This window comes from Pseudomonas helleri (genome assembly GCF_001043025.1).
Classification (GTDB): Bacteria; Pseudomonadota; Gammaproteobacteria; order Pseudomonadales; family Pseudomonadaceae; genus Aquipseudomonas; species Aquipseudomonas helleri.
This window is the reverse complement of sequence record NZ_JYLD01000019.1, coordinates 57,209-80,784: the sequence shown is the minus strand read 5'-3', so window position 1 is coordinate 80,784 and position 23,576 is coordinate 57,209. Positions and strand designations below refer to the sequence as shown.

The 23,576-nt window shown below is 57.1% G+C and carries 18 protein-coding genes and 2 tRNA genes; 9 read left to right on the top strand and 11 right to left on the bottom strand.

What is annotated here, in order from left to right:
- The first annotated feature begins 10 nt into the window (after positions 1-10).
- The 9 genes from TU84_RS23055 (at position 11) to TU84_RS23015 (ending at position 12,935) form a co-directional block, all read left to right on the top strand.
- Positions 11-1,450 carry a sigma-54-dependent transcriptional regulator gene (locus TU84_RS23055; RefSeq protein ID WP_048373298.1) on the top strand — a complete coding sequence of 480 codons (1,440 nt, stop codon included), beginning with the start codon at positions 11-13 and terminating at the stop codon, positions 1,448-1,450.
- A 755-nt stretch (positions 1,451-2,205) separates the two neighbouring features.
- On the top strand, positions 2,206-3,597 hold the full coding sequence (locus TU84_RS23050) for a polynucleotide adenylyltransferase PcnB (RefSeq protein WP_048373297.1): 1,392 nt from the start codon (positions 2,206-2,208) through the stop codon (positions 3,595-3,597).
- Between the two features lie 3 nt (positions 3,598-3,600).
- Positions 3,601-4,101: a 2-amino-4-hydroxy-6-hydroxymethyldihydropteridine diphosphokinase gene (gene folK, locus TU84_RS23045; protein ID WP_048373295.1), complete on the top strand. Its 501-nt coding sequence runs from the start codon at positions 3,601-3,603 to the stop codon at positions 4,099-4,101.
- A 206-nt stretch (positions 4,102-4,307) separates the two neighbouring features.
- Entirely contained in the window at positions 4,308-5,108 is an 801-nt protein-coding gene (panB, locus tag TU84_RS23040; RefSeq protein ID WP_048373292.1) for a 3-methyl-2-oxobutanoate hydroxymethyltransferase, read from the top strand.
- Positions 5,105-5,965, top strand: a complete 861-nt coding sequence (gene panC, locus TU84_RS23035; protein WP_048373290.1) for a pantoate--beta-alanine ligase — start codon at positions 5,105-5,107, stop codon at positions 5,963-5,965. Before panB ends, panC begins: the two co-directional genes overlap by 4 nt.
- 267 nt (positions 5,966-6,232) lie before the next feature.
- A complete protein-coding gene (gene pgi, locus TU84_RS23030; RefSeq protein ID WP_048373288.1) occupies positions 6,233-7,897 on the top strand; it encodes a glucose-6-phosphate isomerase in 1,665 nt (554 codons plus the stop codon).
- 47 nt (positions 7,898-7,944) lie between these two features.
- On the top strand, positions 7,945-8,814 hold the full coding sequence (locus tag TU84_RS23025; protein WP_048373286.1) for an oxygenase MpaB family protein: 870 nt from the start codon (positions 7,945-7,947) through the stop codon (positions 8,812-8,814).
- Between the two features lie 74 nt (positions 8,815-8,888).
- The gene (locus TU84_RS23020; protein ID WP_048373285.1) at positions 8,889-9,902 is read left to right on the top strand and encodes a class I SAM-dependent rRNA methyltransferase; all 1,014 of its coding nucleotides are present in this window, start codon (positions 8,889-8,891) and stop codon (positions 9,900-9,902) included.
- A 108-nt stretch (positions 9,903-10,010) separates the two neighbouring features.
- On the top strand, positions 10,011-12,935 hold the full coding sequence (locus TU84_RS23015) for a DUF748 domain-containing protein (RefSeq protein WP_048373283.1): 2,925 nt from the start codon (positions 10,011-10,013) through the stop codon (positions 12,933-12,935).
- Between the two features lie 420 nt (positions 12,936-13,355).
- On the opposite strand, the gene TU84_RS23010 is transcribed toward TU84_RS23015, so the two are convergent.
- The 11 genes from TU84_RS23010 to secG all read right to left on the bottom strand — a co-directional run bounded on the left by TU84_RS23010 (position 13,356) and on the right by secG (position 23,574).
- Positions 13,356-13,709 (bottom strand): BON domain-containing protein, encoded by a 354-nt coding sequence (locus tag TU84_RS23010; protein WP_048373282.1) that lies wholly within the window; start codon positions 13,707-13,709, stop codon positions 13,356-13,358.
- Positions 13,710-13,989: 280 nt separating this feature from the next.
- Positions 13,990-16,095 (bottom strand): polyribonucleotide nucleotidyltransferase, encoded by a 2,106-nt coding sequence (pnp, locus tag TU84_RS23005; RefSeq protein ID WP_048373280.1) that lies wholly within the window; start codon positions 16,093-16,095, stop codon positions 13,990-13,992.
- 225 nt (positions 16,096-16,320) lie between these two features.
- The gene (gene rpsO / locus TU84_RS23000) at positions 16,321-16,590 is read right to left on the bottom strand and encodes a 30S ribosomal protein S15 (RefSeq protein ID WP_048373279.1); all 270 of its coding nucleotides are present in this window, start codon (positions 16,588-16,590) and stop codon (positions 16,321-16,323) included.
- A gap of 162 nt (positions 16,591-16,752) precedes the next feature.
- Positions 16,753-17,670: a tRNA pseudouridine(55) synthase TruB gene (gene truB, locus TU84_RS22995; protein WP_048373277.1), complete on the bottom strand. Its 918-nt coding sequence runs from the start codon at positions 17,668-17,670 to the stop codon at positions 16,753-16,755.
- Between the two features lie 3 nt (positions 17,671-17,673).
- A complete protein-coding gene (gene rbfA / locus TU84_RS22990; RefSeq protein WP_048373275.1) occupies positions 17,674-18,072 on the bottom strand; it encodes a 30S ribosome-binding factor RbfA in 399 nt (132 codons plus the stop codon).
- A 158-nt stretch (positions 18,073-18,230) separates the two neighbouring features.
- Positions 18,231-20,744: a translation initiation factor IF-2 gene (gene infB / locus TU84_RS22985; RefSeq protein WP_048373273.1), complete on the bottom strand. Its 2,514-nt coding sequence runs from the start codon at positions 20,742-20,744 to the stop codon at positions 18,231-18,233.
- Between the two features lie 27 nt (positions 20,745-20,771).
- Positions 20,772-22,253 carry a transcription termination factor NusA gene (gene nusA, locus TU84_RS22980; RefSeq protein ID WP_048373271.1) on the bottom strand — a complete coding sequence of 494 codons (1,482 nt, stop codon included), beginning with the start codon at positions 22,251-22,253 and terminating at the stop codon, positions 20,772-20,774.
- A 47-nt stretch (positions 22,254-22,300) separates the two neighbouring features.
- A complete protein-coding gene (gene rimP / locus TU84_RS22975) occupies positions 22,301-22,759 on the bottom strand; it encodes a ribosome maturation factor RimP (RefSeq protein ID WP_048373269.1) in 459 nt (152 codons plus the stop codon).
- A gap of 142 nt (positions 22,760-22,901) precedes the next feature.
- A tRNA-Met gene (locus TU84_RS22970) sits at positions 22,902-22,978 on the bottom strand.
- Between the two features lie 97 nt (positions 22,979-23,075).
- Positions 23,076-23,161: transfer RNA gene (locus TU84_RS22965), tRNA-Leu, on the bottom strand.
- Between the two features lie 29 nt (positions 23,162-23,190).
- A complete protein-coding gene (gene secG / locus TU84_RS22960; RefSeq protein ID WP_048373267.1) occupies positions 23,191-23,574 on the bottom strand; it encodes a preprotein translocase subunit SecG in 384 nt (127 codons plus the stop codon).
- Positions 23,575-23,576 lie beyond the last annotated feature (2 nt).

The window sequence follows — 23,576 nt, the reverse complement described above, 5'->3', positions numbered from 1 at the left end:
AACTGAATCAATGCCGCATATTTTGATCGTCGAAGACGAAACAATCATCCGCTCCGCGTTGCGCCGCCTGTTAGAGCGTAATCAGTACCAGGTCAGCGAAGCCGGCTCGGTACAGGAAGCGCAAGAGCGTTTCAGCATTCCCTCGTTCGACTTGATAGTCAGCGACTTGCGCCTGCCCGGTGCGCCCGGCACCGAGCTGATCAAGCTGGGGCAAGGCAAGCCGGTGCTGATCATGACCAGCTACGCCAGCCTGCGCTCAGCCGTCGACTCAATGAAAATGGGCGCGGTCGACTACATCGCCAAGCCGTTTGATCACGACGAAATGCTCCAGGCTGTGGCGCGCATCCTGCGCGATCGGCAAAACAGCCAGACGGTGGCCGCCGCTGACCGCCCGGCCGCCAAGCCCGGTAACACCGACAAAAACACGGTGGACAACAGCAACGGTGAAATCGGCATCATTGGCTCATGCCCACCGATGCTCGACATGTACAGCAAGATCCGCAAAGTCGCGCCCACCGATTCCAATGTGCTGATTCAAGGTGAGTCCGGCACGGGTAAAGAACTGGTTGCCCGCGCCCTGCACAACCTGTCCAAACGCGCCAAGGCCCCGATGATCTCGGTCAACTGTGCGGCCATTCCTGAATCCCTGATCGAATCCGAACTGTTCGGCCACGAAAAAGGTGCATTTACCGGCGCCAGCGCCGGGCGTGCCGGGCTGGTCGAAGCCGCCGATGGCGGCACACTGTTCCTCGACGAAATCGGTGAGCTGCCCCTGGAAGCCCAGGCGCGCTTGCTGCGCGTGCTGCAAGAAGGCGAGATCCGCCGCGTGGGCTCGGTGCAGTCGCAAAAAGTCGATGTGCGCCTGATCGCTGCGACCCACAGAGACCTCAAGAACCTGGCCAAGGTTGGCCAGTTCCGTGAAGACTTGTACTACCGCCTGCACGTTATCGCGCTCAAATTGCCCGCCTTGCGTGAGCGGGGTGCTGACGTTATCGAAATCGCCCGCGCTTTCCTCGCCCGTCAAAGCGCCCGTATTGGCCGTACTGACCTCAAGTTCGCCCCTGACGCAGAGCGCGCCATCAGCCATTACTCATGGCCGGGTAACGTTCGTGAGCTGGAGAACGCCGTAGAGCGCGCCGTGATCCTGTGCGAAAGCCCGGAAATCTCGGCCGACCTGCTGGGTATCGACATTGAACTGAGCGACTTGCAGGACGACGACTTTATCGGCCTGGCGCCGCAACAGAGCATCAGCAGCGGTAACACCAGCCTGGACCCGACCGAAGACCTGTCACTGGAAGACTACTTCCAGCACTTCGTTCTGGAGCATCAAGACCACATGACCGAGACCGAACTGGCCCGCAAGCTGGGCGTGAGTCGTAAATGCCTGTGGGAACGTCGCCAACGCCTGGGCATTCCACGCAGAAAAACCGGTGTCGCCAGCGAAAACTGAAACGGGTAACGCCGCAGGTAACACCTCACACCGAGAAAAAACTGTTACCGCTGATTAATCACGTAACAAAAGCCGGGGTTTACGGTAACGAAACCCCGGCTTTTTTTGGCCTGCCAAAAAGTGAAAAGCCAGAAAACCCCTTATTTTGCTGGGCCGCGCAAAAGTTGGCACGACCCCTGCTATATGTATTCGTACAAGAACAATAAGAATTACAGCAACACACAATAAAAATAAGACGTATCGGCTCACGCATAACAAAAACAACACGGCGGAGGCGCAGCTAACTGATTGTTTTGGAGAGGCGTTGTACATGGGGCTTGCCCCACGGCTAGGCAGAGAACAACAAAAACTGCACTTAAAGCAGAGCCTGAACTAGTTGGATCATTGATCACATCAACACAGCGACCAAAGCAATCCGTTTGCTCTTATCTCTCAATTTGAGAGGGTTACACAGGCTAAAACCTGGTAACCAGGGCACTTAACAAAAACAAAAAGCCCGAAACTCATAATAAAAATAGAGCATGCAACTAATTCTGGGGGAGCTTCGGCTCCCCTTGTGCTTGCTGCGATTCAGAAAAAATCGCTTACACGCTCTAACTCAAGCCTCTGGTAGCTATTTATCGCATGCCGTTTGTAGCTTCGCGCGCAAGAGCGGCTCAGCTTCCTACACCATCCCCTGACTAAATGCTAGAATCCCCGCCCATCATGCGGTCATTCTTCGTTTTGGCCGAACATTCCTTCAAACAGTGCATCCCATGCTGAAGAAGCTGTTCCAGTCACTCCGTACTCCCAAGCGTCGCACGCAACAACTGCGTAGCACCCCAGAAGTGCTCAACAGCGGCCAACACTCGCTGCAACGCGCTCAATTCAGCCGTTACGCCGTCAACATCGTCGAACGTCTGCAGAACGCCGGTTATGAGGCCTATCTGGTCGGCGGTTGTGTGCGCGACATGCTGCTCAACATCACGCCAAAAGACTTCGACGTTGCCACCAGCGCCACCCCTGAACAGGTGCGTGCAGAGTTTCGCAATGCGCGGATCATTGGCCGCCGGTTCAAGTTGGTTCACATCCACTTTGGCCGTGAAATCATCGAAGTCGCGACCTTCCGCGCCAACCACCCGCAAAATGACGAAGAGGAAGACAGCAACCAGTCCTCGCGTAACGAAAGCGGGCGCATTTTGCGTGACAACGTTTACGGCACCCTTGAAGAAGACGCCCAGCGTCGTGACTTCACGATCAACGCCCTGTACTACGACCCGGTCAGCGAGCGCATTCTCGATTACGCCAATGGCGTACACGACATCCGCAATCACCTGATTCGCCTCATCGGCGACCCTCAGCAGCGCTACCAGGAAGACCCGGTGCGCATGCTGCGTGCGGTGCGCTTCGCGGCCAAGCTCGACTTCGGTATCGAAAAACACACCGCCGCACCGATCCAGACACTGGCGCCGATGCTGCGCGAGATCCCGTCTGCGCGGTTGTTCGAAGAAGTCCTCAAGCTGTTTCTGTCGGGCAACGCGGCAGACACCTTCGAGATGCTGGTTGACCTGCAGTTGTTCGACCAACTGTTCCCGGCCAGTGCCGAAGCGCTTGAGCACAACCCGACGTACACCCACACCCTGATCAGCGAAGCCTTGCGCAACACTGACCTGCGGATCAAACAAGGCAAACCGGTCACCCCGGCGTTCCTCTTTGCCGCCTTGTTGTGGCCAGCCCTGCCGACACGGGTCATGCAATTGCAAGACCGTGGCATGCCCGCCATCCCGGCCATGCAGGAAGCAGCGCATGACCTGATCGCAGAACAATGCACGCGCATTGCCATCCCCAAGCGTTTCACGCTGCCGATCCGCGAGATCTGGGACATGCAAGAACGCCTGCCGCGCCGCAGTGGCAAACGCGCCGATGCATTACTGGATAACCCGCGCTTCCGTGCCGGCTATGACTTTTTGCTGTTGCGTGAAAGCGCTGGCGAACAGACCCACGGCCTGGGCGAGTGGTGGACCGACTACCAGGACGCCAACGACAGCGGTCGCCGCGAGATGATCCGCGAACTTAGCAATGCCAAGGATGATGGCACCGGCCCTGCCCCGCGCAAACGTCGCCGTACCAGCAGTAGCAAGCGTAAACGTGCAGGCGCAGACGAGTAAGTGATGGAACGTATCTACATCGGCATGGGCAGCAATCTGGCTGAGCCCACAGAGCAATTGCGCAGCGCTGTCCAGGCGCTGGCGCAACTGCCGCAGTCAACTCTGGCCGGTGTTTCGGCGTTCTATCAAAGCGACTCGTTACTGCCCGGCCAGCCGCGCTACACCAATGCTGTGGCGGCCATCGACAGCACCTTGGCACCGCTGGAACTGCTGGATGCCCTGCAAGCCATCGAGCTTGATCAGGGCCGCGAGCGTCACGAACGCTGGGGTCCGCGCACACTGGATCTGGACATCCTGCTCTTTGGCGATCGCCTGATCGACGAACCTCGCCTTAAAGTCCCGCACTACCATATGCACGCCCGCCCTTTCGTGCTGTACCCGCTGGCCGAACTCGCGCCCGCAGCGCTGGTCCTTGCTGACGGCCGCCGTCTTGAGCAATTGCTTGCAGACTGCCCATTCGTCGGCCTTGAGCGTATGGCGCCATTCGCTGAAACGAATCAATAACCGCGGTAACACCCACGCGGTAACACCTCTAATTGACTTCCAGTGTCCCCGTCACGACTATAGGCATCCCGCTGCCGTCCATTCGACGGCGCAATGTGAAAAGCAGGCGTTATAAGCACCGTTACTAAAAGGTGTGCCTGCTTCTACGATGAATCACATGCGTGACACGCAGTGGTTACCACACTGCCTGACGAGGATCCTTTTTCATGCCGGCTATTACCCTGACCACCCTGCAAAGCCTTAAGCAAAAAGGTGAAAAAATCACCATGCTGACGTGCTATGACGCCACCTTTTCCCACGTCTGTAATCAGGCGGGTGTGGAAGTGTTACTGGTGGGCGACTCCCTGGGCATGGTTCTGCAAGGGCATGACAGCACTCTGCCAGTTACGACCCGCGACATGGCGTACCACGTGGCCAGCGTCAAACGCGGCAACCAGGACGCACTGATCCTCGCCGACCTGCCCTTCATGGCCAACGCGACCACCGAGCAAACCCTGAACAACAGTGCCCAGCTGATGCAGGCGGGTGCGCACATGGTCAAAGTGGAAGGCGCCGTGTGGCTTGCTGAGTCGATCCGCTTGCTGGCCGAGCGCGGTATTCCGGTGTGCGCCCACATGGGCCTGACGCCGCAAACCGTCAACGTTCTGGGCGGCTATAAAGTCCAGGGCCGCAACGAAACCCAGGCCCGCCAGATGCGCGCCGATGCCATTGCCCTGGAGCAAGCCGGTGCAGCCATGTTGCTGCTCGAATGCGTCCCCAGTGAATTGGCCAAGGAAATCACCCACGCGGTGAAAATCCCGGTGATCGGTATTGGCGCTGGCAGTGACACCGACGGCCAGGTGCTGGTCCTGCACGACATGCTCGGCCTGTCACTGACCGGACGCGTTCCCAAGTTCGTGAAGAACTTCATGACGGGTCAACCCGACATCCAGTCCGCAATCAGCGCTTACGTGGCTGAAGTTAAAGCCGTCAGCTTTCCTGGCACCGAACACGGATTCTCTGCATGAACACAGTCAAAACCGTTCGCGAGTTGCGCGCAGCCGTCGCACGCGCTCGCAGCGAAGGCAAACAAATCGGCCTGGTGCCCACCATGGGCAACCTGCACAGCGGCCATGCGGCTTTGGTCACCACCGCTGCTCAGCAAGCCGATTTCGTGGTGGCGAGCATTTTCGTCAACCCGCTGCAGTTCGGTGCCAATGAAGACCTCGACACCTACCCGCGTACGCTCGCGGCCGACCAGGAAACCTTCCTGCAAGCGGGCTGCAACCTGCTGTTCGCGCCGACCGTAGAAGAAATGTACCCCAACGGCATGACGGGCCTGACCCGCGTGACCGCCGCGCAACTGAGCAATGAACTGTGCGGCAGCCGCCGTCCGGGGCATTTCGACGGCGTCACCACTGTCGTCAGCAAGCTGTTCAATATGATTCAGCCCGACTTGGCCATCTTTGGCCAAAAGGACTTCCAGCAACTGGCCGTTATCCGCGCCATGGTCCTTGACCTGAACATCCCGGTGCAGATTATTGGCGAGCCGACTGTACGTGCTGAAGACGGCCTGGCGTTGTCTTCGCGCAATGGCTATTTGACCGAAGAACAGCGCCAGCTCGCGCCAGCGCTGTATCGCCATCTGAACGAAATCGCCCAGGCCATCAAGGCCGGTGAGCGCGATTACGCCGGTCTGGTTCGCCACCACCTGGCGCAGATCGAAGCCAAAGGGTTTCGCCCCGACTACCTGGAGATCCGCCAGGCACACACTCTGCTGCCAGCCACCGCCGATGATCGCGATCTGGTGATTCTGGTTGCGGCGTTCCTGGGGGCAACACGCCTGATCGACAACATTCACCTGAACCTTGAAGGTTCTTTTTAACAAGCAGACTGCACGGAACAGCAGATCCGCCGCCTAACCCTTCACCTATCACTGAAAACTGTGTAGTACCCGAGTAACATGCTCGTGACAAAAGTTACGCAGCAGTGTCAGACAAAGCCGAGACAGAAGCAGGCGCGAGGTTTACTGTAATCGCCCTGCTTCTGAATGAAGCGCAGAATCAGACCAGCCGAAATCTTGACCTCAGATCGAAGGTTTCGGTGTTTTCAGTGTCCAAAAGGCAGTTCAAGCAAAAGGATATTCGCAGCGATGGCGTACTACCGCACTCCTCACGACGTTACCGCTCTGCCCGCCTGGCAAGCGCTCAAACTTCACCGCGCCGACATGCAACATTTCAGCATGCGCGATGCGTTCAACAGCAACCCTAAGCGCTTTGAGGATTTCACCCTCAGCAGCTGCGGGTTGTTTCTGGATTACTCGAAAAACCTGATCACCGACCAGACCCGCAGCTTGCTGGTCAATCTGGCCAACGAAGCCGACCTTAAAAACGCGATCAAGTCGCTGTTTGAAGGCGACATCGTCAACGCCTCCGAGGGTCGCCCGGCCCTGCACACGGCACTGCGTCGCCCTGTGGCCGACAAACTGTCGGTGAACGGCGTCAACATCATGCCGCAGGTGCACAAAGTCCTGAACCAAATGACCGAACTGGTCGGGCGGATTCACGACGGCCTGTGGCGTGGTTACACCGAAAAGCCAATCACTGACGTGGTCAACATCGGCATTGGCGGCTCGTTCCTCGGCCCTGAGCTGGTGTCTGAAGCACTGCTGTCCTACGCGCAAAAAGGCGTTCGCTGCCACTATCTGGCTAACATCGACGGCAGTGAGTTCCACGAACTGACCGCAAAACTGCGCGCCGAAACCACGCTGTTTATCGTCTCGTCGAAATCCTTCAACACCCTCGAAACCCTCAAGAACGCTCAAGCAGCGCGGGCCTGGTACTTGGCTCAGGGTGGTTCGGAGGCTGAACTGCATCGTCACTTTATCGCCGTGTCGAGCAACAACGCGGCGGCCGTGGCGTTCGGTATTCGCGAAGAAAACATCTTCCCGATGTGGGACTGGGTAGGCGGTCGTTACTCGCTGTGGTCGGCCATCGGTTTGCCGATTGCACTGGCCATCGGCATGTCCAACTTCAAAGAGCTGTTGTCCGGTGCTTACAGCATGGACCAGCACTTCCAGAACGCTCCGTTCGAACAGAACATGCCGGTGCTGATGGCCGCGCTGGGTGTGTGGTACGGCAACTTCTGGGGCGCGCAAAGCCACGCGATCCTGCCGTACGACCACTACCTGCGTAACATCACCAAGCACTTGCAACAGCTGGACATGGAATCCAACGGCAAGAGCGTGCGCCAGGACGGCACCCCGGTCTCGACCGACACCGGCCCGGTGATCTGGGGCGGCGTAGGCTGCAACGGTCAGCACGCTTATCACCAGTTGCTGCATCAAGGCACCCTGCTGATTCCGGCCGACTTTATCGTGCCGATTGTCAGCTTCAACCCGGTGTCCGATCACCATCAGTGGTTGTACGCCAACTGCTTGTCGCAAAGCCAGGCGCTGATGCTGGGTAAAACCCGTGCAGAAGCCGAAGCCGAGTTGCGCGACAAGGGCATGAGCGAAGACGAAGTGCAAAAACTCGCGCCGCACAAGGTCATCCCGGGCAACCGTCCGAGCAATACCTTGGTGGTTGAACGCATCAGCCCGCGCCGTCTGGGTGCGCTGGTGGCGCTGTACGAGCACAAAGTCTTCGTACAAAGCGTTATCTGGGGCATCAACGCGTTCGACCAGTGGGGCGTTGAGCTGGGCAAAGAACTCGGCAAAGGCGTTTACAACCGCCTGACCGGCAATCTCGAAGAGCCAGCTGAAGACGCATCGACCCAAGGTCTGATCAACTACTTCCGCGGCCGTCATCGCGGTTGATTGATAGCCAGCCAGTCTTCCCGACTGGCTGGCTCAACCGAGGCCCCATGGAACTTATCCGCCGCCCCATCGAACGCCAGATCATGAGCCTGACTGGGCTTTCGCTCGGACGTCTCGACCTCGAAAACCCTAAAGGCGACCCTGGCCTGTTTGGCCCGGACTCGATCAGTTGGCGTGTGCACGGTGACTTCACCAGCATGCTGATTGGCGGCATCAGCGCCTTGATGCTGCAAGCCTTGCACCCACTGGCCCTGGCCGGGGTATGGGACCACTCCAATTTCCGCCAGGACATGCTGGGCCGGTTGCGTCGCACCGGGCAGTTTATTTCCGGCACCACCTTTGGCTCCACCGCGGACGCCAACTGGTTGATCGACAAAGTACGCACCATTCACCTGCAAGTGACCGGCACCGGGCTTGATGGCCGGCCTTATGCCGCCAGCGACCCTGAACTGCTCACCTGGGTGCATGTGGCCGAAGTCAGCAACTTCCTTGCGGCCCATCTTCGCTACCGTAATCCGCACTTGTCTGGCGAAGATCAAGACCGTTACTACGACGAAATAGCCTTGGTCGCTGAACGCCTGGGCGCTACGCAGGTGCCGCGCTCACGCCAGCAAATCGCCGAGTACCTCGACCGTGTTCGCCCGCAGTTGCTGTGCGATGAACGCAGCCATGAAGTGATTCGCCTGCTGCTCAATGCCCCCGCCCCCAGCCTGCTGGCCAAACCGTTTGGGGCATTGATGATGCAGGCCGGGATAGATTTGCTGCCCGATTGGGCCAGTGATCAACTTGGGCTTGAACAACGTCCTGTCACCCGCCAGCTCGTGCGCACGTGCGTGAACAGCACTGCGCCGATTTTGCGCTGGGCCGTGCGCAATGGCTCGGTGCAACGTGCACGGCGGCGTATGGGGCTTGAATGACTGGCGCCAGGCAGCGGTGACAGTGTCTGTTCTGTTAAACTGCCGCGCCTTATCTGTCCCCCAAGGCGCAACGCATGTCTTCCTTGAATCAGGCGCTGCGCGCCGCCCTCGATAATCGTCACGATCTGCTGGCCGAGCTGCACAGCCAGGGCACTGATTGCTATCGCCTGTTCCACGGCAGCCAGGAAGGCGCTGGCGGTTTAACCATCGACCGCTACGGCCCGCAGTTGCTGGTGCAAAGCTTCCATCAGCGCCTGGAGCGCGATGATCTGCTGCAACTGCATGACGCCATCAACCAACACTTGGGCCTGGAGTTGCTGCTGGTCTACAACGACCGCTCCCAGGGCAACTCGCGCATCGATCGCGAAGACACGGTGTACCGCGCTGAAGACGCTGCGCTGGTTGACATGGTCGGTCACGAATGGGGGCTCAACTACCGCGTACGCGGTCGCCATGCTGGCCAGGACCCGCTGTTGTTTCTCGATCTGCGTAATGCACGCGGCTGGGTCAAGCAACACAGCGCCGGTAAAAGCGTCCTCAACCTCTTTGCTTACACCTGCGGTGTGGGCCTGAGCGCAGCCGCGGGCGGGGCCAGTGAAGTCTGCAACCTGGACTTTGCCGAGGGTAATCTGGCAGTTGGCCGTGAAAATGGCCTGCTGAACCCGGAACTGAAAAAAATGAAGTTTGTGCAGTCCGACTACTTCGCCGCGATCCGCCAACTGGCCGGGCTGCCTATCGTACAACGCCGTCACAAACTGCCGGCCTACCCGCACCTCGATCAGCGTGAATACGACCTGGTGCTGCTCGACCCGCCCGCCTGGGCCAAAAGTGCATTCGGCACCGTCGACCTGCTGCGCGACTATCAAAGCCTGCTCAAGCCTGCGGTACTCACCACCGCCAAGGACGGGGTGCTGATCTGCTGTAACAACCTGGCAAAAGTCAGCATGGACGACTGGCGTGAGCAAGTCTTGCGCTGCGCCGAGAAGGCTGGCCGCCCCGTGCGCGACTGGCAGGTCCTGACACCCGCTGCGGACTTCCCGTCCATGGATAACCAGCCGCCGCTGAAAACGCTTATTTTGCAGTTCTAAAACGCGGCACCAAAGGGAAAAGTCCTACCCGAAATAAGGCGCTCATATCGGAACCGGAAACGCGTGCCATACTCAAAGGCACTCCTGAACGTAAAGACGACGCCTCACATGCTCAAAGGATTGTTACGCGCCATTGGCGCAGTGTTAACGGCTATCGCGATTTATAGCGTGCTGGGCTTCTTTATCGTGCCCGGCGTCGGCTTGCGCATCATCAATCAGCAGCTAGCCAACTACGCTACTGTCCCGGCCAAACTCGACCGGTTGGAGTTCAATCCCTTCAGCCTCGAGCTGACGCTGTGGGGCTTTAGAGTGGGCGAACCCGGCAAGGAACAAGTCGGGTTCGACCGCCTTTACACCAACCTGCAAGTCGACAGCCTATGGACCAAAGCCCTGCACCTGACCGACGTGCAACTGGACAAGCCCAAGACCGAACTACTGTTCAACAAGGACGGCACGTTCAATTTGGCCCAGCTGTTCAAGTTGCCAGCCAGCGAGCCAACGCCTGACAACCCCGACAGCAAACCTTTCCCCGTACGCATCGACACCATCAAGCTCGCTGACGGCTACCTGCATTTTATTGATCAGCGGCCCAGCGAGCCGATTGAGTTTCTGTATGACTCGATGAACCTTGAGCTGAAAAACCTCAGCACCCTGCCCGAAGACAACGCCAACATGACGCTGGTGGCGAACGGTCCAGCGGGTGGGCGCATCGACTGGACCGGTACGCTGAGCCTGGTGCCGATTGCCTCCAGCGGCAAGCTCAGCGTCACCGACAGCCAAATGAAAGCCTGGTGGCCGTATGTGCGCGATGCGCTGCCCTTGGTGCTTGAAAACGGCGTACTGAACTTCAGCACGGACTACACGCTGAACCTGGCCAAAGACACCGAACTGATCCTGAACAACCTCACGGCCAGCATTGCGCCGTTCAAGGTCAATGCCCCGGATGGCCGCCCGCTGGCGCGCCTGGAACGTTTGACGGTCAGCGACACTACCGTCGACTTGGCCAAACAGCAGGTGGTGGTCGGTAAAATCCAGAGCAATAACCTGGAGACCTGGGCCGCCCGCGAAAAAGATGGTCAGCTCGACTGGCAAAAGCTGTTTGCCAGCCAACCGGCCAAACCGGCACAAAAAACCGATGAAGTCGTCACCGTTGAAGCTCCCAAACCGACGCCGGTAGCGCCCAGCAAACCCTGGCAAGTGCTGCTCAAGGATGTTGAGTTGCGCGACTACCGTGTGCACCTGGCCGACAAAGAGCCCAAAACACCCGTCGCGCTGGATGTTGGCCCGCTTAACCTCAACCTGAAGAATTTTGACAGCCTTAATCGCTCGCCCTTCTCGGTCGCACTCGACACCGGAGTGGGTAAACAAGGCCAGCTGACGGCCAGCGGCGATGTCAACCTGAGCCCGATCAGCGCGAAACTCAAAGTCACCACCAAAGACATCGACCTGCGAGTCGCTCAAGCCTACATCGACCCGTTTCTGCGCCTCGAACTGCGCAGCGGCATGCTCGGCAGTGATCTGGCGGTGGACCTCAAAGGCACCGAACCGCTGGCCTTTACCGTAGAAGGCCGTGCACAGGTCGATCAGTTGCACACGCTGGACACGATGAAAAACCGTGACTTCCTGAAGTGGCAGCGCCTGGTACTCGAAAACCTCAAGTATCAGCACGACAACAGCCTGTCGATTGCCAAGGTCAACCTGACACAGCCCTACGTGCGCTTCATGATCAATGATGACCGCACCACCAACATTGATGACCTGTTAATCCCGCAAGCCCCCAACAAGGACGCGAAAAGCGCGGCCAAACCGGCAGCGAGCGCGAGCAAGCCTTTGGCCATTCATGTGGGCGGCATTGCGATCAATGACGGCTCGGCCAACTTTGCCGACTTCACCCTGACACCGTTTTTTGCCACGGCCATTCAACAGCTCAACGGTGAGATTGGCACCATAGACAGCCGCCAAGCCAAACCGGCCAGTGTGAACGTGGCGGGTAAGGTTGACCGCTACGCGCCAGTTACGATCAAGGGTAACGTCAATCCTTTTGACCCGATGGCCAGCCTCGATATCGCCACCAGCTTCAAACGCGTCGAACTGACCACGCTGACGCCCTATTCGGGCAAATTCGCCGGTTATCGCATTCGCAAGGGCCGACTGAGCCTGGACCTTCACTACCTGATTACCAAAGGCCAGCTTAAGGCTGAGAACAAGGTGGTGATTGAGCAGTTGCAACTGGGTGAGAAGGTCGATAGCCCCGACGCCGTCAACCTGCCGCTGAAACTGGCGGTGGCCTTGCTCAAAGATACCGACGGGACGATTTCGATCGAATTGCCGGTAACAGGCGACCTGAACAACCCGCAGTTCAGTGTGATGCCGATTGTTTGGCAAACCCTGCGCAACTTGGTCCTGCGTGCCGCCCAAGCGCCGTTCAAGTTTATTGGCGGGCTGATCACAGGTGGTGGCTCTGAAGACCTTGGCACAGTGTCATTCGCGCCAGGCTCCAGCGAACTGAGCCCTGAGGCGCAAAAGGCCCTGAACACATTGGCGCAAGCCTTGAAACAACGTCCGGCACTGCGTCTGGAGATTGAAGGTACGGCTGCCCGTAGCAGCGACGGCCCGCTGATTGCCCAAGAGCGTCTGGAGCGTGAGTACCAGTACAACTACTACAAGATCCTCCAGCGCCGTGGCGACAAAGTGCCAGCCCAAGCCTCGTTGCTGAAGGTCCCGGAGGATGAAAAAGGCCCCTTGCTGGAAGGCATCTACCGGGCACGTCTCAAGCAGCAACCACCTGCGGAGTGGGCCAAGCTGAGTCGCGATGAACGCGCCGCCAAAATGAGTGCCGCGTTGATCGACTTCTGGAGCAAAAGCGACGTGCTACTGCGCCAACTGGGCCAGGAGCGGGCGAGCAGTATCAAGGACTACCTCGTCGACAAAGGTGGTTTGGCTGATGAGCGCGTGTATTTCATCGACGCCACTTTGGGCGAAGCCGAAAGCGATGGCCGGGTGATTTCACCGCTGCATTTGGACAGCGAGTAAAGGCCTGAAACCTTCGTGCCTCGACAGTCATCACACAAAAAATAAGCGATAGATTCTGAGCGCCCTGTAGGAGCGAGCTTGTCTCGCGATCTTTTGATCTGGCTTTTGATCTAAAAGCCCCCTCACCCTAGCCCTCTCCCGCAGGAGAGGGAACCGATTGGGGGATGCTGACGATTATCGGTGGCCTGGGCACCGAAGACGGGCGGCACCTTGCGGCTATCCACCCGGCCTGTAGGAGCTGCCGAAGGCTGCGATCTTTTGATCTTGGCCCTACAAAAATAGAACAGCCCCCGGCGCAGTACGCCGGGGGCTGTAATGACCACATCCGTGTGGCCGTCGCATGAACCTATTCTGAAAGCTGCAGGCGTAACGCTTAAATCACCTGCTCCTACTTTCCCCCGGCTCTACGAATTAGCGGGATTACTCTGCTTTCAGGCCGTCAGCCGAAACAGCTTTAACGCCTTTGATCTTCTTGGTGATGTCGACCGCGATCTTTTTCTGGGCTTCGGTGATCGCGACTGTCGAGGACAGGGACACCACGCCTTTGTTGGTTTCAACTTTGATGTCTGAACCTGGAATGCCCTTTTCGGTCAGCAGGTCAGATTTAACTTTGGTCGTGATCCAGGTATCAGAAGTAGCTTCCTTGGCTTTGGTGACTTCACCCGCGGCAACAACCATTGGCGCTTGAGTCGTTGCTTGAGCTGCGAACGCAGCGTTGGCCAGAGTCATGGTCAGAGCGGTGGCAGTTGCGGCAGCAATAGCGAACTTCTTCATACAAGTAACTCCTGTCTTCTTAAAAATCTGCGCCGTCTCACAGCAGCAGGGTTACCAGTACTATTGCAGGGCCTGTGCCAACTTTTTAAAACAATAAAATCCTTTATTATCAATGACTTACGTAACGATCAGTTTTAGCCTGTCGTGCAGATTGCATGACGCCATTCAAATCAGCATGCAAGTTGCGGGTTTTCGATCATGGCCTTTTGCACTGTTTTTTGTGCAGGCATAAAAAAAGGATCCCGAAGGATCCTTTTTTCAAAGCAGGCGTTCGCAGCGATTAAGCTTGCGACGCCTTGGCAGCTGCTACGTCTTTGATCGACAGCTTGATACGGCCGCGGTTGTCCACGTCCAGTACCAGTACTTCCACTTCCTGACCTTCTTTCAGAATGTCAGTCACTTTCTCAACACGAGCATCGCTCAGCATCGAGATGTGAACCAGGCCGTCTTTGCCTGGCAGGATGTTGACGAATGCGCCGAAGTCGACGATGCGCTCAACTTTACCCACGTAGATTTTGCCGATTTCAGCTTCAGCGGTGATGCTCAGAACGCGCTGACGAGCCGCTTCTGCTGCTTCTTTGGACTCGCCGAAGATCTTGATCGAACCGTCGTCTTCGATGTCGATCGAAGCCTTGGTTTCTTCACAGATTGCACGGATAGTCGCGCCGCCTTTACCGATAACATCACGGATTTTGTCGGTGTCGATTTTCATCGCGATCATGGTCGGCGCGTTAGCCGACAGTTCGTTACGCGACTGACCGATGATCTGGTTCATCTGGCCCAAGATGTTCAGGCGAGCTTCCAGGGCTTGGCCCAGGGCGATCTCCATGATTTCTTCGGTGATGCCTTTGATCTTGATGTCCATCTGCAGCGCGGTAACACCTTTGGAGGTACCGGCTACTTTGAAGTCCATGTCGCCCAGGTGGTCTTCGTCACCCAGGATGTCGGTCAGAACTGCGAACTTCTCGCCTTCCTTAACCAGGCCCATGGCGATACCGGCAACCGGTGCCTTCATCGGAACACCAGCGTCCATCAGTGCCAGGGATGCACCACAGACCGAAGCCATGGAGCTGGAACCGTTGGATTCAGTGATTTCCGATACCACACGGATGGTGTACGGGAACACGTCAGCAGCAGGCAGCATGGCCTGAACCGAACGGCGTGCCAGACGGCCGTGACCGATTTCGCGACGACCTGCACCACCCATACGACCACACTCACCTACCGAGAACGGAGGGAAGTTGTAGTGCAGCATGAACGGGTCTTTTTTCTCGCCTTCCAGGGTATCCAGCAGTTGTGCATCACGGGCAGTACCCAGCGTTGCAACCACCAGCGCCTGAGTTTCACCACGGGTGAACAGTGCCGAACCGTGAGTTTTTGGCAGTACGCCAACTTCGATGTTCAGAGGACGAACAGTCTTGGTGTCACGGCCATCGATACGCGGCTTGCCGTTTACGATGTTTTCGCGAACGGTGCGGTATTCGATTTCGCCGAAGGCAGCTTTAACTTCGCTGGCAGAAGGCTGGCCTTCTTCACCGGACAGCTTGGCAACCACTTGGTCTTTCAGTTCGCCCAGACGAGCGTAACGGTCGGCCTTGATGGTGATGGTGTAAGCCTGGGAGATCGCCTCGCCGAACTCGGCACGGATAGCGCCCAGCAGTGCGGTGGCTTCTGGGGCAGCAGCCCAGTCCCACGTTGGCTTGGCAGCTTCAGCAGCCAGTTCTTTAACGGCCTGGATAACAACCTGGAACTCGTCGTGAGCGAACAGTACCGCGCCCAGCATCTGGTCTTCGGTCAGCTCTTTGGCTTCCGATTCAACCATCAACACGGCTTCCGACGTACCGGCAACAACCATGTCCAGGCTCGAAGCGGCCAGTTGCTCGTAAGTCGGGTTCAACAGGTAGCCAGTGCTTTCGTGGTAAGCAACGCGGGCTGCGCCGATTGGACCATCAAAAGGAATACCGGAGATGGCCAGCGCAGCCGAGGTACCGATCATCGCAGCGACGTCCGGATCGGTTTTCTTGCTGGTGGACAGAACGGTGCAGACAACCTGCACTTCGTTCATGAAGCCTTCCGGGAACAGCGGGCGGATCGGACGGTCGATCAGACGCGAGGTCAGGGTTTCTTTCTCGGAAGGGCGACCTTCACGCTTGAAGAAACCGCCCGGGATTTTACCCGCGGCGTAGGTTTTTTCTTGGTAGTGAACAGACAGAGGGAAGAAGCCCTTGCCTGCATCAGCTTGTTTGGCACCGACTACGGTCACCAACACGCTGACGTCGTCGTCAACGGTGACCAATACTGCGCCGGAAGCCTGACGGGCGATACGGCCAGTCTCGAGGGTGACGGTCGACTGACCGAACTGGAATTTTTTGATAACCGGGTTCACGGTGTCCTACCTTCTCTTTGTGACTCTTGGGGAACGGGTTTCTTGCGAAAAACGTGTGCACCGCCGGGGCGTGCCCGACTCAAGATGCTTACGAAAGCAGCCGCTAGGGTGAGCTTTCGTAAGAATCCGTCTGGTCCAGATAAAACTTGAGGCTGGAAGCCTGCCGCACGCCCGTGGGAACCCCACAGACGCGCAACAAACAACCAGCCTCTAGCAACATCGCTATTAGCGACGCAGACCCAGGCGAGCGATCAGCGCAGCGTAACGGCTGATGTCCTTGCCTTTCAGGTAGTCCAGCAGCTTACGACGCTGGTTTACCATGCGGATCAGACCACGACGGGAGTGGTGATCTTTACCGTTGGCCTTGAAGTGACCTTGCAGCGTGTTGATGTTAAAGGTCAGCAGTGCAACTTGCACTTCTGGAGAACCAGTATCACCTGGAGCTTGCTGGTAGTCTTTTACGATTTCTGCTTTGTGTTCAACTGTCAGTGCCATGAGGCATTTCCTTTCTTTAGGGCTCTGCTTGCAAGCAAGACAGATCCAATAGGCCGAGGACAAATCCTCGTATTAAAAAAGTGAGATGTGACCGTGCCTAATAACAGCCACCCTCTTTCAGTTCGGCCCGCGACCGTTAAGCCTCGAACCGAGCTGCTCCGGTCATTCTGACCGAATCAGTCGACGCGGCGCGATACGCCCGTCTTCGCTCACTTCACCGATACCGATAAAGCGACCGTTGTGATCTTGTACCCGCACCATACCGAACTTGGGTGCATCGGGAGCACGTACCGGCTGGCCATTGAGCCAATAGAACGCGCTGGCCTCCGAAAAGTGCAGCAGCGGCCAGTCGAGCAAGCCACTGTCCGATGGCATCAGGAAGCGATCAACCGCTTCATTGCCGCCCTCGGCGTGTACGGCTTCCAGCTCTTCCAGCGTCACGGTCTGCGCGAGGCTGAAAGGCCCGGCTTGTGTGCGACGCAACTCTGCAACATATGCACCACAGCCCAGTTCTTCACCGATATCTTCCACGAGGGTACGGATATAGGTGCCTTTGGTGCAGTCAACCGACAAGCGCGCGGTGTCGCCTTCGCTGGCCAGTAATTCGAGGCGGGTAATAGTAACAGAACGCGGTTCACGCTCCACCACTTCACCCGCACGCGCCAACTTGTAAAGTGGCTGGCCATCGCGCTTGAGCGCCGAGTACATCGGCGGTATCTGATTGATTTGCCCACGAAATTTAGGCAAAACCGCTTCGATATCGGCGCGACCAACGGTCACTGGGCGCGTTTGCAAAACTTCACCTTCCGCATCGGCGGTGGTGGTGGTCTTGCCCAATTGCATCAGGGTTTCATAACCCTTGTCGGAATCGAGCAAGTATTGCGAAAACTTGGTGGCTTCGCCAAAGCACAACGGCAACACGCCGCTGGCCAATGGATCGAGGCTACCGGTGTGCCCTGCCTTCTCGGCATTGAGCAGCCAGCGAACTTTCTGCAGGGCCGCGTTGGAGGTGAATCCAAGCGGCTTGTCGAGCAGGATGATGCCGCTGACGTTACGACGGATACGCTTGACCTGAGCCACCGCTTACTCCTTGGTGTCTTCAGGAGCAGAGGCGTCGTGCTGGTTGTCCTCAGCCACTGCGCGCTCGATCAAAGCGGACAGGTGAGCACCACGTGCGACGCTTTCGTCGTAGTGGAAGTGCAATTGAGGAACGCTGCGCAGCTTCATTTCACGTGCCAGTTGCATACGCAGGAAGCCCGCCGCAGCGTTCAGCACCTTGATGGTCTGAGCGATGTCTTGCGAGTTGTCCTGGCCCATGACGGTGATGAAGATTTTGGCGTGACCGACGTCACGGCTCACTTCGACCGCCGTAATGGTGACCAGACCTACGCGCGGGTCTTTGACTTCGCGACGGATCAGTTGAGCCAGCTCGCGCTGCATCTGATCGCCGATACGTTGGGTACGGCTGTATTCTTTTGCCATGTCTTGTTACCTGTTACTCACCCATGGGAAACCCATGCGTTCTGAAAGCGGCAAACGCCCGGCCAGACAGAAGCCGGACCGGGCGTTGCGTTTAGAGTCCGGACCGAGCACAGCGCATGGGCATGCGATGGCTCGTCCTTGCTCTTGAAGCTCGCGATTTAGAGGCTGCGAGCAACCTGGACCTTCTCGAACACTTCGATCTTGTCGCCGACTTTGACGTCATTGTAGCTCTTGACGCCGATACCGCATTCCATGCCGGCACGTACTTCAGACGCGTCATCCTTGAAGCGGCGCAGGGATTCCAGCTCGCCTTCGAAGATAACGATATCGTCGCGCAGTACACGGATTGGACGGTTACGGTGAACAACACCTTCCACAACCATACAACCTGCGATTGCACCGAACTTAGGCGAACGGAACACGTCGCGGACTTCAGCAATACCCAGGATGTTCTCCCGAACGTCGCTGCCAAGCATGCCGGTAAGGGCTTTCTTGACGTCTTCGATGATGTCGTAGATGACGTTGTAGTAACGCATGTCCAGGCCTTCTTGCTCGACGATCTTGCGAGCGCCGGCATCGGCACGCACGTTGAAGCCGAACAATACAGCGTTGGAGGCCAGTGCCAGGTTAGCGTCGCTCTCGGTGATACCACCGACACCGCCGCCCACTACGCGCACTTGCACTTCATCGTTACCCAGGCCGCTCAGAGCGCCCTGCAGAGCTTCCAACGAACCACGGACGTCAGATTTGAGGACGATGTTAAGCGTCTTCTTCTCTTCCTGGCCCATGTTCTCGAAGATGTTTTCCAGCTTGCCTGCGTGAGCACGCGCCAGTTTCACTTCGCGGAACTTGCCTTGACGGAACAGGGCCACTTCACGTGCCTTCTTCTCGTCAGTCATTACGCTCATCTCGTCGCCAGCATCTGGCGTGCCGTCCAGGCCGAGTATCTCGACAGGGATGGATGGACCGGCTTCCTTGATGGCCTTACCGTTCTCATCGAGCATGGCGCGGATGCGGCCGTAGTTGGAACCGACCAGTACCATGTCGCCTTGGCGCAGGGTGCCGTCTTGAACCAGAACAGTTGCAACAGGACCACGGCCTTTGTCCAGACGGGACTCAACTACTACGCCACGGCCAGGAGCCGATGGAGTGGCCTTGAGTTCCAGAACTTCAGCTTGCAGCAAGACAGCTTCAAGCAGTTCGTCAACGCCGGTACCCATTTTCGCCGAGACCGGAACAAACGGAGTGTCACCACCCCACTCTTCCGAGGTCACGCCGTGAACGGACAGTTCGCTACGGATGCGATCGAGGTCAGAACCTGGCTTGTCGATTTTGTTCACTGCAACCACCAGCGGCACGCCAGCCGCTTTCGCGTGCTGAACAGCTTCGATGGTTTGCGGCATCACGCCGTCGTCTGCAGCCACAACCAGAATCACGATGTCAGTGGCCTTGGCACCACGTGCACGCATTGCGGTAAACGCGGCGTGACCCGGGGTGTCGAGGAACGTGACCATGCCGCGTTCGGTTTCAACGTGGTATGCACCAATGTGCTGAGTAATACCACCGGCTTCGCCAGCAGCAACCTTGGCACGACGGATGTAGTCGAGCAGGGACGTTTTACCGTGGTCAACGTGACCCATTACGGTCACAACCGGAGCACGGGAGAACGACTCGCCTTCAAACTTCAGGGACTCGGCCAGGGAATCTTCCAGGGCGTTGTCGCTGACCAGAGTGACTTTGTGGCCCAGTTCTTCAGCAACCAGTTGGGCAGTTTCCTGATCCAGTACCTGGTTGATGGTGGCTGGAGTACCCAGCTTGAACATGAACTTGATCACTTCGGCAGCTTTGACCGACATCTGTGCAGCCAAATCGCCGACAGTGATGGTTTCGCCAATCTGTACGTCACGAACCACAGGGCCGGTTGGGCTCTGGAAACCGTGAGCGTTGCGCTTCTTCAGCTTGCTCTTGCCACGACCACCGCGACGGAAGCCATCGCTTTCTTCTTCGGAAGTGCGAGGAGCAACGCGTGGAGCAGGCGCTTTTTCTTTAACAGAAGCACGATGCGGAGCGTTTTTGCGCTCGCCATCACCGCCGCCACCGCGACGATTGTTGTCGTCAGCACGTGGTTTGTCCGGACGGCGCTGCTCATCACGCTTGCGTGCATCGGCTGCAGGAGCTGGCGCAGGCGCTGCTGCCGGTGCAGCTTGCACAGGTGCAGGGGCGGCAGCAGGAGCAGGTGCAGGAGCCGAAACAGCCGCAGGCTGACGACGCGCTTCTTCTTCGGCGCGACGCTTGGACTCTTCTTCAGCCTTTTGACGTGCAGCATTTTCTACTGCGCGGCGTTCATCCAGCTCGCGCTTGCGCTCGGCTTCGATTTCTTCCGGGCTTTGCTGTACGAAGACTTTCTTCTTGCGTACTTCAACGCTGATGCTTTTGCTTCCAGCAACACGCAGGGTACTGGTGGTTTTACGCTGCAAAGTGATTTTGCGCGGTTCTTCCACTTTCGCCTTGTGGCTGCTTTTCAGGTGAGTCAGCAGAGCTTGCTTCTCACTGTCGGTCACATTCTGCTCGGCGGCGGTGTGCGGCAGACCTGCCTCACGCATCTGCTGCAACAGGCGCTCAACCGGTGTTTTGACCTCATCGGCCAGTTGTTTCACCGTGACTTGCGTCATGCATTTCTCTCCTCAGGCCGCGCCTAATTACTCGAACCAATGGGCTCGGGCGGCCATGATCAACTTGCCGGCACGATCATCGTCAATGCCGTCGATGTCGAGCAGGTCGTCAATAGACTGCTCGGCCAGGTCTTCGCGGGTAATTACGCCGCGCACCGCCAGTTCCATCGCCAAATCCTTGTCCATACCCTCAAGCGAGAGCAGGTCTTCGGCCGGATGGGCGTCTGCCAGCTTTTCCTCAGTAGCGATGGCTTTAGTCAACAAACGATCCTTGGCCCGAGCGCGAAGCTCGTTGACGATATCTTCGTCAAAGCCGTCGATGTTGAGCATTTCTTCCACCGGTACGTAGGCAATCTCTTCCAGGCTGGTGAAGCCTTCATCAACCAGCACCTGCGCCAACTCTTCATCAACTTCCAACTCTTCGATGAAGTTGCGCAGGATGTCGCCGGTTTCTGCTTGCTGCTTAGCCTGGATGTCCGATTCGGTCATCACGTTCAGGGTCCAGCCAGTCAACTGGCTAGCCAAACGTACGTTCTGACCGCCGCGACCAATCGCCTGGGCCAGATTGTCTGCGCCAACGGCGATGTCCATTGCATGGGCATCTTCGTCGACAATAATTGCCGCTACTTCTGCTGGCGACATCGCGTTGATCACGAACTGCGCCGGGTTGTCATCCCAAAGGACGATATCCACTCGCTCTCCGCCCAATTCGCCGGACACTGCCTGAACGCGTGAACCACGCATACCAATGCAGGCACCTTGCGGATCGATGCGTTTGTCTTTGGAGCGAACGGCAATTTTAGCGCGTGATCCAGGATCGCGGGAGGCCGCCATCACTTCGATCAGGCCCTCGGAGATCTCTGGAACTTCGATACGGAACAGCTCGATCAACATCTCTGGCGCAGTGCGCGACAGAATCAGTTGAGGACCGCGGTTCTCGGTGCGAATTTCTTTCAGCAATGCGCGAAGGCGTACGCCAACACGGAAAGTTTCACGCGAGATGATGTCTTCACGGGCCAGCAACGCTTCAGCGTTGTTACCCAGATCGACGATCACGTTGTCACGTGTCACTTTTTTAACGGTGCCAGAAATGATCTCGCCCAAACGCTCGCGATAAGCATCGACTACTTGAGCACGCTCAGCTTCGCGGACTTTTTGCACAATGACCTGTTTGGCCGTTTGTGCAGCAATCCGACCGAATTCGATGGAATCGATTTTCTCTTCGATAACATCGCCGGCTACAGCGCCTGGCCGTTTTGCCTGGGCCTGGTCTACCGCCAACTCGATTGCTGGATCATCCAGATCTTCGTCTTCGACCACAGCCCAGCGACGGAAAGTCTCATAGTTACCGGTGTGGCGGTTGATTTCCACACGCAGATCGACTTCGTCCTCAAAACGCTTTTTGGTAGCGGTGGCCAGAGCCAGCTCCAGCGCTTCAAAAATTACGTTTGCCGGTACGCCCTTTTCATTGGACACCGACTCAACAACCAGCAGTACTTCTTTGCTCATCGTACGCCTCGCCTTTCGCAAGCCATTGGATCCGCGGGATCCGCGTCTCAGTCAAAACTGGGAATAATGTTGGCCTTGTCGATCATATCGATCGGCAACAAGAACTCGTGGTCATCCACTTGCACCACAACGTCCTGTTCCTCTACACCGCGTAGAAGGCCCTGAAAGTTGCGTCGCCCTTCAAAGGGTGAGCGCAGCTTGATCTTTACTTGCTCACCGACAAACTTGGCAAACTGTTCAAGTGTGAACAGAGGGCGTTCCATGCCAGGAGAGGAAACTTCAAGGGTGTATTCAACAGCGATAGGATCTTCGACATCCAGAACGCCACTGATTTGACGACTGACAATTGCGCAGTCATCCACCAATACGCCGCCTTCTTTGTCGATATACACACGCAACATTGAATGGCGGCCCTGAGCCGAAAATTCAATACCCCAGCATTCATAGCCAAGGGCCACGACCACCGGGGCCAACAAGGCCTGCAACTCTTCTAGCTTGCTCGACACCTGAACCCCCTAGTGCATGTTTGTGCATGCTGTGCAAAATAAAAAAATGGGCGAATCGCCCATCTCTGAAACGTCGCTGAATATCGACGCTATAAAGTGTCCAGTTAACAAAAAGCCCCTGAAAAAGGGGCTCCGCTAAAACTGGTTGCGGGAGCCGGATTTGAACCGACGACCTTCGGGTTATGAGCCCGACGAGCTACCAGACTGCTCCATCCCGCGACAAAGCTGGAGCGGAAGTATACGGCTGATCCTTTGCAGGGTCAATTCCAGCCTTCCACATACAAGAAAGCCCGCAACTGCGGGCATTCTTGATAATTGGTACCGAGAAGGGGACTCGAACCCCTACACCCTATGGGCACAACCACCTCAAGGTTGCGTGTCTACCAATTCCACCACCTCGGCAATACTACAGTTACATCATGAAACCCGTTTTACTTTTGCTCTTGAGCTGGAGGTACGTCAGTCGCTGGAGTAGCCGACTTTTGCTCATTAAGCACCGGCACATCATCTGAAGCCGGTTTTTGCTTTGGTGCTTCCAACACTGCTGGATCTGGCAAACCTACTTGAGTCAGCTCATGAGCTTTCTCTTTAGCAAAGTAACCTAACCCTAAGCTGGTTATGAAAAAACCTGCGGCAAGTATAGCAGTAAACTTACTAAGAAAGGTAGAGGAACCTTGGCTTCCGAACACAGTATTTGATGCACCTGCTCCGAAAGATGCTCCAGCATCCGCACCTTTACCCTGTTGCAGCAATACCAGGGTAATTACACCCAATGCAGCCAACAGATGAAAAACCACTACGACTGTTTCCAGCATTT